Origin of the sequence: Kitasatospora sp. NPDC056327, assembly GCF_042261735.1 — a bacterium.
Lineage (GTDB): Bacteria > Actinomycetota > Actinomycetes > Streptomycetales > Streptomycetaceae > Kitasatospora.
Genome location: NZ_JBHJRC010000039.1, coordinates 25,198 through 39,107 on the forward strand (window position 1 = coordinate 25,198; position 13,910 = coordinate 39,107).

Genomic DNA, 13,910 nt, shown 5'->3' on the forward strand with positions numbered 1-13,910 from the left:
CCGACGCGCAACGGCCCTCGCGCGCAACGGATGTGAAGCGCCCGCGCGGCGGTCGCCCGCAGGGCCGGCCGCCGGCCCGGGAACCGTCCCACCCGTTCGCACGCCGCGCGCGCGGTGCCGGCCCGACCGGCGCGGCGCGCGGCCGTGCTCTCCCGTCGGCCGACCGACCGTCAGTCGACCTACCGTCAGGTGCCGCGCAGGAAGCGGCCGTTGCCGAGGATCAGTGCCGACCGACCGCCGGCCGGGACCCGCCGCTCCGCCGCCGCCGCACCGACCGCCGGGTCACCCGACAGGGCCTGGCCGCGGCGGCCGGGCGCTGGCCCGGCGGGCCCGGTCGCCGGCGGTGCGGCCCCGGGCGGTTCGGTCCCGGGCGGTTCGGTCCCGACCGCCGCGGGGTCATCCGCCGTCACGACCGCCCCGCATGAGCCAGCCGAGCTGGAAGAGGGTCTGCGCTCCGTACCGGTCCCGCAGGCGGGAGATGTGGGCGGCCACGGTGCGTTCGCTCAGGCCGAGGCGGGTCGCGACGGCCCGCTGGGTGAGGCCGCGGGCCAGGAGCCGGCCGACGCGTTCGGGGGCGGTGTGGGTGGGGCCCTGGCTGAGGACGGCCGACCAGTCGGTGGCGTCGGCGCGGGCCCAGTCGCGTTCGAAGGCGTTGACGATGAAGGCGATCGCGGCCGGATCGGTGATGAACGCCGCGGTGCTGTGGTCGTCGGTGGCGGAGATGACCGCGACCGAGCGGTCGAAGATCATCAGCCGCTGGAAGGGCTCGTCCAGGATCCGGATCAGCGAGCCGCGCCGGGTGACCTCCTCGGCGTAGGCGAGCGCGGGGGGTTCGGAGAACGCGACGGGCTGGTAGAGGGTCCGCAGCGAGCAGCCGCGCTGGAGCAGCTGGACGTCCTGCTGGATGGCGATCTTGAGCGCGTCCGCCGGACGGTGGCCGGGCTGGGCGGTGAGCACCTCGGTGCGGCAGTCGGAGACCAGCTGGGAGATCCGGTGCCGGATGTGGATGTGGCCCTCGATGTAGACCGCGCCGCCGGAGCGCTCGGGCGGACGGGGCATCGCGTCGTAGGCGCGGGTGAGGGTGTCCAGGGTGCCGGGCAGGTTCTCGGCGCGGACCAGGAGCCGGGTGGCCTCGCTGCGGAGTTCGGCGCCGAGGCGGTCGCTGACCGAGCGGGGGCTGACGGCGGTGTAGCAGGCGTCCATCGGGTTGGGCATCAGCAGCCCGATGGAGACGAGCTGGCGGACGGCGTCCTGGTCGGCCTCGGGGACGTCCACGAAGCGGATCCGTCCGCCGTCGGCCAGGATCGCGAGGTAGAGCCGGCGGGCGGCCTCGTCGGGCTCGCCGACGGACCCCCCGCCGACGGACCCCCCGATGACTCCCCCCGTGGAGTCACCGGGGGTGGCTGTCGGGTTGGCCGCCGGGTGCGCCGCCGCCTCGAAGGTCACGTCGAACGCTCCCTGCCGGATGTCTTTCGGATCCCTGGTGCTCCGTGTGCGCCGCACGCGGTGACCGGCGTCGCTCACGGTACTGCGGCCCGGCGGTCCCCCGGACTCCGGGTGCCGTCGCACACGGGTCCGGGGGGCCGCCGGGGTACGCCATGGTCCCAGCGCTTCCGGCGAGGCGGAGCAGCAACGCCTCGCCGGCTCCGGTCCCGGGGGCCATCACCACACATGGCGTCCCGGCCGGCGCTCTTCCCCCCGATATGCAGGCACGTGCGGACGTGCCGGTCGCATCCAGCAATGAAGAGCAAGTCGCCGTCATCGGGCTGCGGTGGCCCGGGCGACCTGGCGTGGTTCCACCCTCACAGCGTGACGGCCGGCGGACAAGTGCCGCCCTGCTGCATGTTCTCGCAATTGCAGGAATCTGCACCGGCGACCCGGCGCGGGCCACTGCAAGCCGCTTCCGGTTCCTGCGAAACCGCAGGCCACAACGGTGGAGCGGGGATTTTCCAACCGTCCGGCCGGTTGGTGCCGGAGTCGCGTGTTCCGGAACCCGTGGAGTCCGGACACCCGTGCGGGCGGGCCCGGGCGACCCCTCGGGCCACACCCGGCCGTCGAGCCCCACCGGACCCGCCGCGGCCCGCGGCCGTCGGCCCGGTCGCCGGTCGCCGGTCGCCGGGGCCGCCCGGGGTCTCAGTCGCCCGGCCGGGCCAGCAGCCGCCCGCCGGCCAGCGCGGCGGCCGTGCCGCCCGCCGCGAGCACCCAGCCGGCCAGCAGCAGCACGAACAGGCCGGCCGCGAGCACGGTGAACCCGGGGAAACCGGTGTGCCGGGCGAGCGCGGCCGCCCCGGTGACGCAGGTGCCGACCGGGAAGGTGAACGCCCACCAGGTCATCGCGAACCCCATGCCGGCCCGCCGGGCGCGCAGGTTGGCGGCGACGGCGAGCAGCAGCCAGAGCATCGCGACGCCGAGCACCGCCACCCCGTACAGCTCGGCGAGGGCGCGGGCCCCGGGCGCCAGCTCGGGGAGCACCGGACCGGCGGCGTCGGCGAGCTGGTGGACCGCGGTGGTGGACTGCCCGAGCGGGCCGAGCACCAGGAAGAGCGTCGGGGTCAGCGCCAGTGCGGACAGCTTGGTGTGCACCAGGCCGGTGAGCACCACCGGCAGCAGCGCCAGGGTGGCCAGCAGACCGATCCCGAACAGCGTCGCGCACCCGTACAGCAGCGCCTCCCGGGCGGTGCCGGCGGGCAGGTGCGGGACCAGCGCCGGGCCGGCCGCGGAGGCGACCAGCGGGGCGACCACGGGCAGCAGCCAGGTCGGGTTGGCGGCGAGCGGGGAGACCGCGTGCCGGGTGATCATCAGGTACGGGATGCCGACCGCGACGGCGAGCGCGTACAGCGTGCCGATCGTCCAGAGCGCGAGGTCGAGCGCGACGGCCGGGCCGGTGCCGATCACCCGGGAGCCGACCGTCAGGGTGCCGAGGCCGACCGAGATCAGCGCCATCGGCGGACAGCCGTAGAAGACGGCGGTGGCCGGGTTCTCCAGCAGGTGCTCCCGGGCGGCCTCCCGGTGCCGGGTGAGGTGGACCGCGCGGGCGGTGCCGAGCACCAGCAGCCCGGCCAGCCCGAGCACCCACATCACCTCGGCGAAGCCGGTCAGGCCGGGCCAGTGGACCGGGAGGACGGCCGCGCCGTTGGCCGTGATCGCGGTGCCCATGACCGCCGCGTACCAGTTCGGGCCGAGCTGGGAGAGGTCGGGACGGCGGAGCCGGGCGGCGGCGCGGGATCCGGGAGCGGTGCTGATCAGGGTGGCCATGGCATCCACCGTCCCCCGGCCCGGCCGCCGCCGGTAGCGCCGCGCGCTCTATGAGGGCATAGCCTGAATCTATGGCCCTCTCCCCGCGCGTCCCCGAACTCGGTGCGCTGGAGCTGCTGCTCGCGGTGGCCCGGCTCGGCAGCGTCGGCCGGGCGGCCGCCGAACTCGGGGTGAGCCAGCCGACCGCGAGCGCCCGGATCAAGGGCATGGAGCGGCAGATCGGCGTCCCGCTGCTGGATCGCTCCCCGCGCGGCTCCCGGCCCACCGAGGCGGGCCGGCTGGTGGTCGAGTGGGCCCGCCAGGTGGTCGAGGCGGCGCAGGCGCTGGACGCCGGGATCGACGCGCTGCGCGAGCGCCGGGACGCCCGGCTGACCGTGGTGGCCAGCCTGACCGTGGCCGAGTACCTGATGCCGGGCTGGCTGCTGGCCCTGCACGCGACCAACCCGGGGACGGCGGTGACCCTGCGCACCGCCAACTCGGCGGACGTGGCCGGGCACGTCCTGGCCGGCGAGGCCGACCTCGGCTTCGTCGAGGGGCCGCTGCCGCCGGCCGGCCTGGCGGGCGCCGTGGTGGCGGCCGACCGGCTGGTGGTCGTGGTGGCGCCGGACCACCCGTGGTCGCGCCGGCGCGCACCGCTGTCCGGGCGGGAGCTGGCGGCGACCCCGCTGGTGCTGCGCGAACCGGGATCGGGGACGCGGGAGGTGCTGGAGATGGCGCTGGCCCCGTACGGGGGCGCCGCGTCGCCCCGGCTGGAGCTGGCCTCGTCGACCGCGCTGAAGGCCGCGGCGATGACCGGGGCCGGGCCGGTCTGCCTGAGCGAGCTGGCGGTGGTGGAGGAGCTGGCCACCCGCCGGCTGGTGGCGGTGCGCCTCGCCGAGGAGCTGGACCTGCGGCGGCCGCTGCGGGCGGTCTGGCCGAGCGGGCAGCGGCCGACCGGACCGGCCCGCGAGCTGCTGGCGCTGACCCGGCGGACGGCCGGCACCCACCAGGCGCGGATGGCCCAGGCCCGGACCCTCCCGCCGAAGGCGGCCCGCAGGGCCCCCGGGCCGTCCGACCGTCCGGCCCTGCGGGCCCGCCCCGACCGTTCATCCAAAAGTTGAGCGGAATAGACTCAACTTAGTGCATGCTGTAGACGGCAGACATCACGCACGACGAGGGAGGAACCCCCAGCAGTGGACGCCAGCAAGTTCACCACCAAGACGCAGGACGCCCTGTCCGCCGCGATCCGGCAGGCCGGCTCGGCCGGCAACCCGGACGTCAAGCCGGTGCACATCCTGACCGCCCTGCTGGAACAGCCCGAGGGCATCGCCGGGCCGCTGCTGGAGGCGGTCGGCGCCGACGTGTCCCGGGTCCGGGCCGACGCCCGCCGCCAGCTCGACGGGCTGCCCAGCGCGACCGGCACCACCGTCGCCGCACCCCAGCTGGCCCGCGACACCATGGCCGTGCTGACCGAGGCCGGCAGGCGCGCCGACGACCTCGACGACCAGTACGTCTCCACCGAGCACCTGCTGGTCGGCCTGGCCGCCGAGGGCGGCGCGGTCGCCGAACTGCTGGTCCGCCACGGCGCCACCCCCAAGGCGCTGCTGGCCGCGTTCAAGGACGTCCGGGGCACCGCCCGGGTCACCTCGCCGGACCCGGAGGGGACCTACAAGGCGCTGGAGAAGTACGGCACCGACCTCACCCAGGCCGCCCGGGACGGCAAGCTCGACCCGGTGATCGGCCGGGACCAGGAGATCCGCCGGGTGGTCCAGGTGCTCTCCCGCCGGACCAAGAACAACCCGGTGCTGATCGGCGAGCCCGGCGTCGGCAAGACCGCCGTCGTCGAGGGCCTGGCCCAGCGGATCGTCGCCGGCGACGTGCCGGAGTCGCTGCGCGGCAAGCGCCTGGTCTCCCTGGACCTCGGCGCGATGGTGGCCGGAGCCAAGTACCGCGGCGAGTTCGAGGAGCGGCTGAAGGCCGTCCTCAACGACATCCGGCAGAGCGACGGCCAGGTCGTCACCTTCATCGACGAGCTGCACACCATGGTCGGCGCGGGCGCCGGCGGCGACTCCGCGATGGACGCCGGGAACATGCTCAAGCCGATGCTGGCCCGCGGCGAGCTGCGGATGGTCGGCGCCACCACGCTGGACGAGTACCGCGAGCGGATCGAGAAGGACCCCGCCCTGGAGCGCCGCTTCCAGCAGGTGCTGGTCGGCGAGCCGAGCGTGGAGGACTCGATCGCCATCCTGCGCGGCCTCAAGGGCCGCTACGAGGCGCACCACAAGGTGCAGATCGCGGACGCCGCGCTGGTCGCCGCGGCCACCCTGTCCAACCGCTACATCACCTCCCGCTTCCTGCCCGACAAGGCGATCGACCTGGTCGACGAGGCGGCCTCCCGGCTGCGGATGGAGATCGACTCCTCCCCGGTCGAGATCGACGAGCTCCAGCGCGCCGTCGACCGGCTGCGGATGGAGGAGCTCGCCCTGGAGAAGGAGTCGGACCCGGCCTCGGTCGACCGGCTGGCCAGGCTGCGCCGCGACCTCGCCGACCGCAACGAGCAGCTGAGCGTGCTCACCGCCCGCTGGGAGCAGGAGAAGAAGAGCCTGAACCGGGTCGGCGAGCTCAAGGAGCGGCTCGACGACCTGCACGGCGCGCTCGAACGCGCCCAGCGGGACGGCGACTTCGAGCGCGCGTCCAAGCTGATGTACGCCGAGGTGCCGGCCGCCGAGAAGGAGCTCGCCGACGCCCAGGAGCGCGCCGCCGGCGAGGACTCCTCCGCCTCGATGGTCAAGGAGGAGGTCGGCCCGGACGACGTGGCCGACGTGGTGGCCTCCTGGACGGGCATCCCGGCCGGCCGGCTGATGGAGGGCGAGAGCGCCAAACTCCTGCGCATGGAGGACGAGTTGGGCCGTCGGCTGATCGGCCAGGCGGAGGCCGTGCAGGCCGTCTCGGACGCCGTGCGGCGCACCCGCTCGGGCATCGCCGACCCGGACCGCCCGACCGGCTCCTTCCTCTTCCTCGGCCCGACCGGTGTCGGCAAGACCGAACTCGCCAAGGCCCTGGCCGACTTCCTCTTCGACGACGAGCGGGCGATGGTCCGCATCGACATGAGCGAGTACGGCGAGAAGCACTCCGTCTCCCGCCTGGTCGGCGCCCCGCCCGGGTACGTCGGCTACGAGGAGGGCGGCCAGCTGACCGAGGCGGTCCGCCGCCGGCCGTACAGCGTGGTGCTGCTGGACGAGGTGGAGAAGGCCCACCCCGAGGTCTTCGACGTGCTGCTGCAGGTGCTCGACGACGGCCGGCTCACCGACGGCCAGGGCCGGACGGTGGACTTCCGCAACGCGATCCTCATCCTCACCTCCAACCTGGGCAGCCAGTTCCTGGTGGACCCGACCACCCCGGAGGAGCGGAAGAAGGACCTCGTGCTGGAGTCGGTGCGGGCCGCGTTCAAGCCGGAGTTCCTCAACCGGCTGGACGACATCGTGGTCTTCGAGCCGCTGGGAACCGCCGAGCTGACCCGGATCGTCGACCTCCAGATCGCCCGGCTGGGCGACCGGCTGCGCGATCGCCGGCTCACCCTGGACGTCTCGGAGGCCGCCCGGGACTGGCTCGCGCTCACCGGCTACGACCCGGCCTACGGCGCCCGGCCGCTGCGCCGGCTGGTGCAGTCGGCGATCGGCGACCAGCTGGCCCGGGCGATCCTGGCGGGCCAGGTGCACGACGGCGACACCGTGCTGGTGGAGCAGGACGGGACCGGCGACCGGCTCACCGTCCGCTCCCGCGGTCCGCTGGAGAAGTGACCGCTCCGGTCCGGTCCGGACCGTGGTCCGGACCACGGTCCGCCCCCGTCCCGCCGGGGTGGCGGACCGTGGTCCGGCCCGGCCGCTCCGGCTTGCGGGCACCCCTGTGAGGTGGGGCCCGGATGAGGCAGGATGGACTCGGAAGGGCGGCCTCTCATTGCCGACCACCACGTGCACTGAGGAAGAGGACCCCATGAGCATCGACCCGTCGTCCATCCCGTCGTTCGGCGCGCCGCAGGGCGGCCAGCCCGGCGGCCAGGGCGGCCGGCCGGCCGGCCCGCCGCCGATCATCGTCCCGGACCAGGCCCTGGTGGGCCAGCTGCTCGACCAGATGCAGCTGAAGCACGTCGTCGACGAGGAGGGCGACCTCACCGCTCCCTGGGAGGGCTTCCGCGTCTACTACATGTTCCGCGGCGACCAGAAGGAGCTCTTCGCGGTCCGGGCGTTCTACGACCGCCCCTACCCGCTGGAGAAGAAGGGCGAGATCCTCGACCTGATCGACGAGTGGAACCGCGAGACCCTCTGGCCCAAGGTCTACACCCACACCCACGAGGACGGCGTGGTCCGCCTGATCGGCGAGGCCCAGATGATCGTCGGCACCGGCGTCAACCTGGACTACTTCGTCACCACCACCGCCAACTGGACCCAGGCCGCCGTGGGCTTCGAGCAGTGGATCGTCGAGCGCCTCGGCCTGCAGGACGAGATCGAGGGCGAGGGCGGCGAGGGCAAGCCGTCCGACGACTCCGGGAACTGAACCGGGGACGCCCCCGCACGGCCCGCCACCGGCGCCCCGGTGGCGGGCCGTCCTTGTCTCCGGGCGCCCCCTGGCCCGAGGATGGGCCCGACCGCCGCCGATGCCGAGGTGCGAGGAGCCGTGATGGGTGCGAGGCCGCTGTTGAACCGCCGCTTGGCCGGGCTCGGGACGACGATCTTCGCCGAGATGTCCGCGCTGGCCACCGCCACCGGCTCGATCAACCTCGGCCAGGGGTTCCCGGACACCGACGGCCCCGAGGAGGTCCGCGAGGCGGCCGTCCGCGCCCTGCGCGAGGGCCACGGCAACCAGTACCCGCCCGGCCCCGGCGTCCCCGAACTGCGGACGGCGATCGCCGGGCACCGGCAGCGCTTCTACGGGCTGACCCACGACCCGGACACCGAGGTGCTGGTCACCGCCGGTGCCACCGAGGCCATCGCCGCGGCCCTGCTGGCCCTGCTGGAGCCGGGCGACGAGGTGATCGCCCTGGAGCCGTTCTACGACTCCTACGCCGCCTGCATCGCGATGGCCGGCGCCGTCCGCGTCCCGCTGACCCTGCGGGCCCCCTCCTTCCGCCCGGACCTCGACGAGCTGCGCGACCTGGTCACCCCCCGCACCCGGCTGCTGCTGCTCAACTCCCCGCACAACCCCACCGGCCTGGTGCTCACCCCCGCGGAGCTCGCGGCCGTCGCCGAACTCGCCGTCGAACGCGACCTCCTGGTGGTCACCGACGAGGTCTACGAACACCTGGTCTTCGACGGCGCCCACCACCCGATCGCCGCCCTCCCCGGGATGCGCGGGCGCACCGTCTCCATCTCCTCGGCCGGCAAGACCTTCTCCTTCACCGGCTGGAAGGTCGGCTGGGTGACCGGTACGCCCGAGCTGGTCTCCGCCGTCCGCACCGCCAAGCAGTACCTCACCTACGTCAGCGCCGGCCCGTTCCAGTACGCCGTCGCCGAGGCCCTGCGGCTGCCCGACGCCTACTTCGACGGCTTCCGCGCGGACCTGCTGCGCAAGCGCGACCTGCTCGCGGACGGCCTCGCCGCCGCCGGCTTCCGGGTCTTCCGCCCCGAGGGCACCTACTTCGTCACCGCCGACATCACCCCCCTGGGCGAGACGGACGGCATCGAGTTCTGCCGCACCCTCCCGCAGCGCTGCGGTGTCGTCGCGATCCCCAACGCCGTCTTCTACGACAACACCGACGCCGGCCGCTCCCTGGTGCGCTTCACGTTCTGCAAGCAGGACGCCGTGCTGACGGAGGCGGTCGACCGGCTGGCCCGACTGTCCCCGCTCTGACCCATCGCCGGGACCTCTCGCACGCTCTGACGATTCATCAACTTTCTTGGCGGGGCGGTATTTTGCTGCCCTCCTGGCAATCCGTGCGGCCCGCGGGGCGGCACCCCGGCCGGATGGTGGCCCCCGTGCGCCCGACGTGGCGGGGGCAGGGGCGTACACGGCGTGGGGGAGGCGCGTGAACAGCGTGCACGGCGCGCGGGCCAGGGTGAGGGGCGCGCGCGGTGCATAGTCGCACACCGGGTCGATCAGAGCAGGGAAGCGGATGTGCTCGAAACGGTGAATGCTTGACAAAGTTGGGTAAATCGCCGACGGACCCGGCGTATTCGTGCTTCTCTGCTGCTGAATCTCCAGCCGGAATCCCTCCTTCCACGGTCGGCCGCGCCCTGGACCGCACAGCCACGAACAGCCTCGCCCTTGCCTAGGCCAACTCGCTGCTGCTCGGCGGGCGCGCACGGAGCTGAAACGCGGAGCCGAGCATGCTCACCACTTTGCAGACCTCCTACACGGACACCCGCGCGGGTGACCTGGCCTGGTGCCTGGGCGGCGAGCCGCTGCCCGCCCTCGCGGTCCGCGACCTGAGACTCGACGGCCCCGGCCACCCCGGCCCGCCCGGCACCCTCCAGCTGCGCCTGCTGGGCGCCTCCCACCAGGTGGTGATCGCCGCCGGGCCGGGCCGCTGCCTGGAGACGGTCGCCTGCCTGCCCGGCCGCCGCACGCCGCTGCCCGCCCGGGTGGCCAAGCAGGTGGACGGCTGGGAGTACGAGTTCGCGGCCCGGATCGAGGCGCTGCCGCCGCACGACTTCGCGGCGCGCGCACAGGAGTTGCTGGCCCTGGTCGAGGGGCACCCGCGCGGCCTGGCCGGCGTCTTCCCCGGCGACCCCAGCGCCTTCACCGCACTGGTCACCCAGGGCGGCGCGGACCGGCTGCTCTGGCGCACCTGGCACGCCTATCCGCAGGAGGGGCAGCTGGTCTGCACCCGGTCCTCGCTGGTGGTCCCCCGATGACCGCCACCAACGACGACGAGCCGCCCAGAGCGCCTCCCGTCGACTTTCATTCGCACGCAGGAACGATTCGTCAACCTGGCGCACCGCGGTGTCCGTCGAATGGGCGCAGCCGTCCGTCCCGCACGTCGCCTAGCGTTTGTTCGTGATCAATCATCCGGCCGGTCCGCCGCCCGCACAGCCGGGCCTCGGCCTCGACGACGGCAGTCCGCTCCGCCCCGGGCGGAGCCCGGCGCCGCTGCCCGCCCGCCGTCGGTCCCGGCTGCGCGCCCACCCCGAGTCCGCCCGGCTGGTCGTCCTGCTGGCCGCGTTCGTCTGCGCGGCCTGCGGACTCGTCTACGAGCTGGAACTCGTCGCCCTCGGCGACTACCTGCTCGGGGACTCGGTCACCCAAACCTCGGTCGTGCTCTCCGTCATGGTCTTCGCGATGGGCCTCGGCTCGCTGCTCGCCAAGCGGTTCACCCGCCGGCCGGCCACCGCCTTCGCCCTGGTCGAGTGCGCCCTCGCGCTCACCGGCGGCCTGTCCGTCCTGGCGCTCTACTCCTGCTGGGCCTGGATCGGCCACTACCAGGCCGCGATGGTCGGGCTGACCTGCCTCATCGGCGTCCTGATCGGCGCCGAGATCCCGCTGCTGATGACGCTCATCCAGCGGATCCGCCGCGAGGACGCCGGCCGCGCCGCCGCCGACCTGTTCGCCGCCGACTACGTGGGCGCGCTGATCGGCGGACTCGCCTTCCCGTTCCTCATCCTGCCGCTGCTGGGCCCCGGCAGCGGCGCCCTGGTCACCGGCGCGGTCAACGCCGTCGCCGGGGCCGCCGTGGTGCTCTGGCTCTTCCGCGAGGAGCCCGCACCGCGGACCAGGCTGCTGCTCTGGGGCGGCTGCGCGCTCGTCCTGGCGCTGCTCACCGCGGCCGCCCTCTGGTCCGACGCGGTCGAACGGGCCGCCCGCCGCGCCCTGTACGGCGGAGAGGTCCGCTCCGTCAGCCAGAGCCGGCTCCAGGAGATCGTGCTGACCGGCCCCGCCGAGGGCCCGCTGCGGCTCTACCTCGACGGCCGGCTCGCGGTCTGCGGACCGGACGAGTACCGGGGCAGCGAGGCCCTCGTCCACCCGGCGATGGCCGCCGGGCCGGACGCCCGGGTGCTGCTGCTCGGCGGCGGGGACGGACTGGCCCTGCGGGAGGTGCTGCGGCACACCGGGGTCCGCTCGGTGCTGGTGGTCGACCGGGACCCGGCGCTGCCCCGGCTCGCCCGCACCGACCCCGGCCTCGCCGCGCTCTCCGGACGCTCCCTGGAGGACCCGCGGGTGCGCACCGCCGAGGCCGACCCGCTGGACTGGCTGCGCACCGTGCGCCCCACCGCGGGGCAGTCCTTCGACGTCGTCCTCGCCGACCTGCCCGCCCCGGCCGACGGCGGGCCGGTGACCTTCCACTCCCAGGAGTTCTACGGCCTCACCACCCGGCTGCTCGCCCCCGGCGGGCGGCTCGCCGTCCGCGGTGGCGACGAGCAGCACGGCCGGCAGGGCCTGTGGCAAGCGGAGTCGGGGCTGCGGGCCGCCGGGCTGCGGACCGTCCCGTACGCGGTCGCGGGCAGCGCGACGGCCAGCTGCCGGCCCGGGCCGGAGAGCAGCCAGAGCTTCCTGCTCGCCGCGGCCGCCCAGCCCCCGCTCACCCTCGCCCCGGACGCGCCGCCGCCGCGCGCCCTCACGCCGGACGCCCTGCGCGCCTCCGCCGCCCGCCTGACCACCCTGCGGCCCCTGCGGCCACCGGCCGCGCTCACCCTCCTCGGCCCGCACTGACCGCCCCCGGCCCGCACGGATCCGGGCTCCGCCGCCGCGGCCGTCCCTCCCGCGGCGGCGGGGCACGGCGGGGGCACGGCGGCAGGTAGGGGACAGGGCGGGGCCGGGAGCGGGTTCGGTCGGTAGGCTCCGTGGCATGGAGCATGAGGTTGTCGTCCCGATGCCGGCCGGGCAGGTCCGGCAGGCCCTGCAGGATCCGGCGCTGCTGGCGCGTTCCGTGCCGGGGCTGAACACCGAACCGGCCGCCGTCGGCAGTGGCCCGGCGGAGGAGATCGGCGGGCGGCTGAAGCTGCGGATCGGCACCTCCACCATCACGTACAAGGGCGTGCTCTCGCTGATCGAGGGCCGCGAGGGCGTGCTGACCGCGTTCGCCGAGGGCCAGGAGGCCCGGGGCGGTGGCGAGGCCACCGCGACGGTGCGGATCAGCGTCGCCGACGGCGACGCCGAGGGCACCTCGGTGGTCCGCTTCACCGGCGACCTGAGCGCGACCGGGCGGCTCACCGAGTTCGACGGCGAGACGCTCACCGCGGCCGGCCGCCGGCTGCTCGACCGGTTCGCCGCCGCTCTGACCTCGCCGGACGGCGTGGCGGACGACGGCTCGGAGGACGGCCCGGAGGACGGCCCGGAGGACGGGACGCAGGACGGCCCGGACGCCGCCGGGAGCGGCACGGACGGCACGGACGGCACGGACGGCACGGAGGAGGACGCTCCCGGGCAGGCGGACGCCGGGCACGCGGTCACCGGGCACCCCGACACCGCGGACGGGGCCGCCCCGGCGGCGGACGCGGACGAGGACGGCGACACCGCGGCCGGGGACGGCACGGACGAGGACGCCGCGGAGACCGGGGCCACCGTCGTCTTCCTGGAGGGCCGCGAGAGCCGCCACGAGGACGAGGACCGCGAGGACGAGCCCGGCGACGACCTCGACGACGACCTCTCGGACCTCATCGCCTTCTCCGACGCCGACGCCGAACGCTTCGGCCTCCCGATCGGCAGCCCCGACGACGACGCGGACGACGTCGACGAGCCCGCCGGTGCCGCCGCCGCGGCCGGCAGCACCGGGGCCGAGGAGCAGGTCTCCGCCGAACTCCCCGCCGAACCGCCCTTCGGGTACGAGCAGGAGCCGGTGCCCGGCGGCCCGGTGCGCCGCAGCATCGTCGGCCGCTCCGCCGAGGAGGTCGACCACGCCCCGCCGCGCGGCCCGTACGCGCCAGCCCTGCCGGCCCGCAGCGCCCGGGCCCGGGCGGCCTCCCGCTGGGGCGGCGACGCCGGGGGCATCGTGGTGCCGGGCGTCGGCGGCCGCAGCGCGGTGCCGTGGATGATCGGCGGCGGGGTGGCCCTGCTGGGCGGTGCGGTGGTGCTGGTCAGGGCGCTGCGCCGGCGCTAGCGCCGCGCGCGGGGCGGGCCCCGGAGGCCCTAGACTGGACGCTCATGAGCAACGACCGCGACGCCCTGCTGGCACAGATCAAGGACAAGGCCGTCGTCCACGGCAAGGTCACCCTCTCCTCCGGCAAGGAGGCCGACTACTACGTCGACCTGCGCCGGATCACGCTGGACGGCCAGGCCGCTCCGCTGGTCGGCCGGGTGATGCTGGACGCCACCGCCCACCTCGACTACGACGCCGTCGGCGGGCTGACCCTGGGCGCCGACCCGGTCGCCGCCGCCATGCTGCACGCCGCCGCCGCTCGCGGCCGCGAGCTGGACGCGTTCGTGGTCCGCAAGGCGGGCAAGGCGCACGGCCTGCAGCGCCGGATCGAGGGCCCGGAGGTCCGGGGCCGCCGGGTGCTGGCCGTCGAGGACACCTCCACCACCGGAGGCTCGGTGCTGACCGCCGTCGAGGCGCTGCGCGAGGCGGGCGCCGAGGTGGTCGGCGTCGCGGTGATCGTCGAGCGCGGCGGCGCCGCCGCGGTCGAGGCGCAGGGCCTGCCGTACGTGACCGCCTACGGCCTGGAGGACCTGGGCCTCTGAGCCCGGACCGCCGCCGCATCACAGCCGAACGGCCGGGGCCGGTGCTGTTTCACGGGAAACAGCAC

Annotated in this window: 10 protein-coding genes; 8 read left to right on the forward strand and 2 right to left on the reverse strand. The window is 75.1% G+C overall.

Annotated elements, in window-relative coordinates; all coding sequences use genetic code 11:
* Positions 1–396 precede the first annotated feature (396 nt).
* Complete coding sequence (locus tag ACFCX4_RS08670; RefSeq protein WP_376139901.1) at positions 397–1,446, reverse strand: LuxR C-terminal-related transcriptional regulator; 1,050 nt, start codon at positions 1,444–1,446, stop codon at positions 397–399.
* A 687-nt stretch (positions 1,447–2,133) separates the two neighbouring features.
* A complete protein-coding gene (locus tag ACFCX4_RS08675) occupies positions 2,134–3,255 on the reverse strand; it encodes a TDT family transporter (RefSeq protein WP_376139902.1) in 1,122 nt (373 codons plus the stop codon).
* 71 nt (positions 3,256–3,326) lie between these two features.
* Here ACFCX4_RS08675 and ACFCX4_RS08680 point away from each other — a divergent pair, with 71 nt between their 5' ends.
* The 8 genes from ACFCX4_RS08680 to pyrE all read left to right on the forward strand — a co-directional run bounded on the left by ACFCX4_RS08680 (position 3,327) and on the right by pyrE (position 13,845).
* Positions 3,327–4,355, forward strand: coding sequence for a LysR family transcriptional regulator (locus tag ACFCX4_RS08680; RefSeq protein WP_376139903.1), 1,029 nt, complete (start codon positions 3,327–3,329; stop codon positions 4,353–4,355).
* Between the two features lie 72 nt (positions 4,356–4,427).
* Entirely contained in the window at positions 4,428–7,034 is a 2,607-nt protein-coding gene (clpB, locus tag ACFCX4_RS08685; protein WP_376139904.1) for an ATP-dependent chaperone ClpB, read from the forward strand.
* Between the two features lie 193 nt (positions 7,035–7,227).
* Positions 7,228–7,788: a YbjN domain-containing protein gene (locus ACFCX4_RS08690; protein ID WP_376139905.1), complete on the forward strand. Its 561-nt coding sequence runs from the start codon at positions 7,228–7,230 to the stop codon at positions 7,786–7,788.
* 123 nt (positions 7,789–7,911) lie between these two features.
* On the forward strand, positions 7,912–9,081 hold the full coding sequence (locus ACFCX4_RS08695; protein WP_376139906.1) for a pyridoxal phosphate-dependent aminotransferase: 1,170 nt from the start codon (positions 7,912–7,914) through the stop codon (positions 9,079–9,081).
* A 476-nt stretch (positions 9,082–9,557) separates the two neighbouring features.
* Complete coding sequence (locus ACFCX4_RS08700; RefSeq protein ID WP_376139907.1) at positions 9,558–10,085, forward strand: DUF2617 family protein; 528 nt, start codon at positions 9,558–9,560, stop codon at positions 10,083–10,085.
* A gap of 142 nt (positions 10,086–10,227) precedes the next feature.
* Positions 10,228–11,877: a polyamine aminopropyltransferase gene (locus tag ACFCX4_RS08705; RefSeq protein ID WP_376139908.1), complete on the forward strand. Its 1,650-nt coding sequence runs from the start codon at positions 10,228–10,230 to the stop codon at positions 11,875–11,877.
* 136 nt (positions 11,878–12,013) lie between these two features.
* Positions 12,014–13,264, forward strand: a complete 1,251-nt coding sequence (locus ACFCX4_RS08710; RefSeq protein WP_376139909.1) for a hypothetical protein — start codon at positions 12,014–12,016, stop codon at positions 13,262–13,264.
* Between the two features lie 44 nt (positions 13,265–13,308).
* Positions 13,309–13,845: an orotate phosphoribosyltransferase gene (gene pyrE / locus ACFCX4_RS08715; protein WP_376139910.1), complete on the forward strand. Its 537-nt coding sequence runs from the start codon at positions 13,309–13,311 to the stop codon at positions 13,843–13,845.
* The last annotated feature ends 65 nt before the right edge of the window (positions 13,846–13,910 follow it).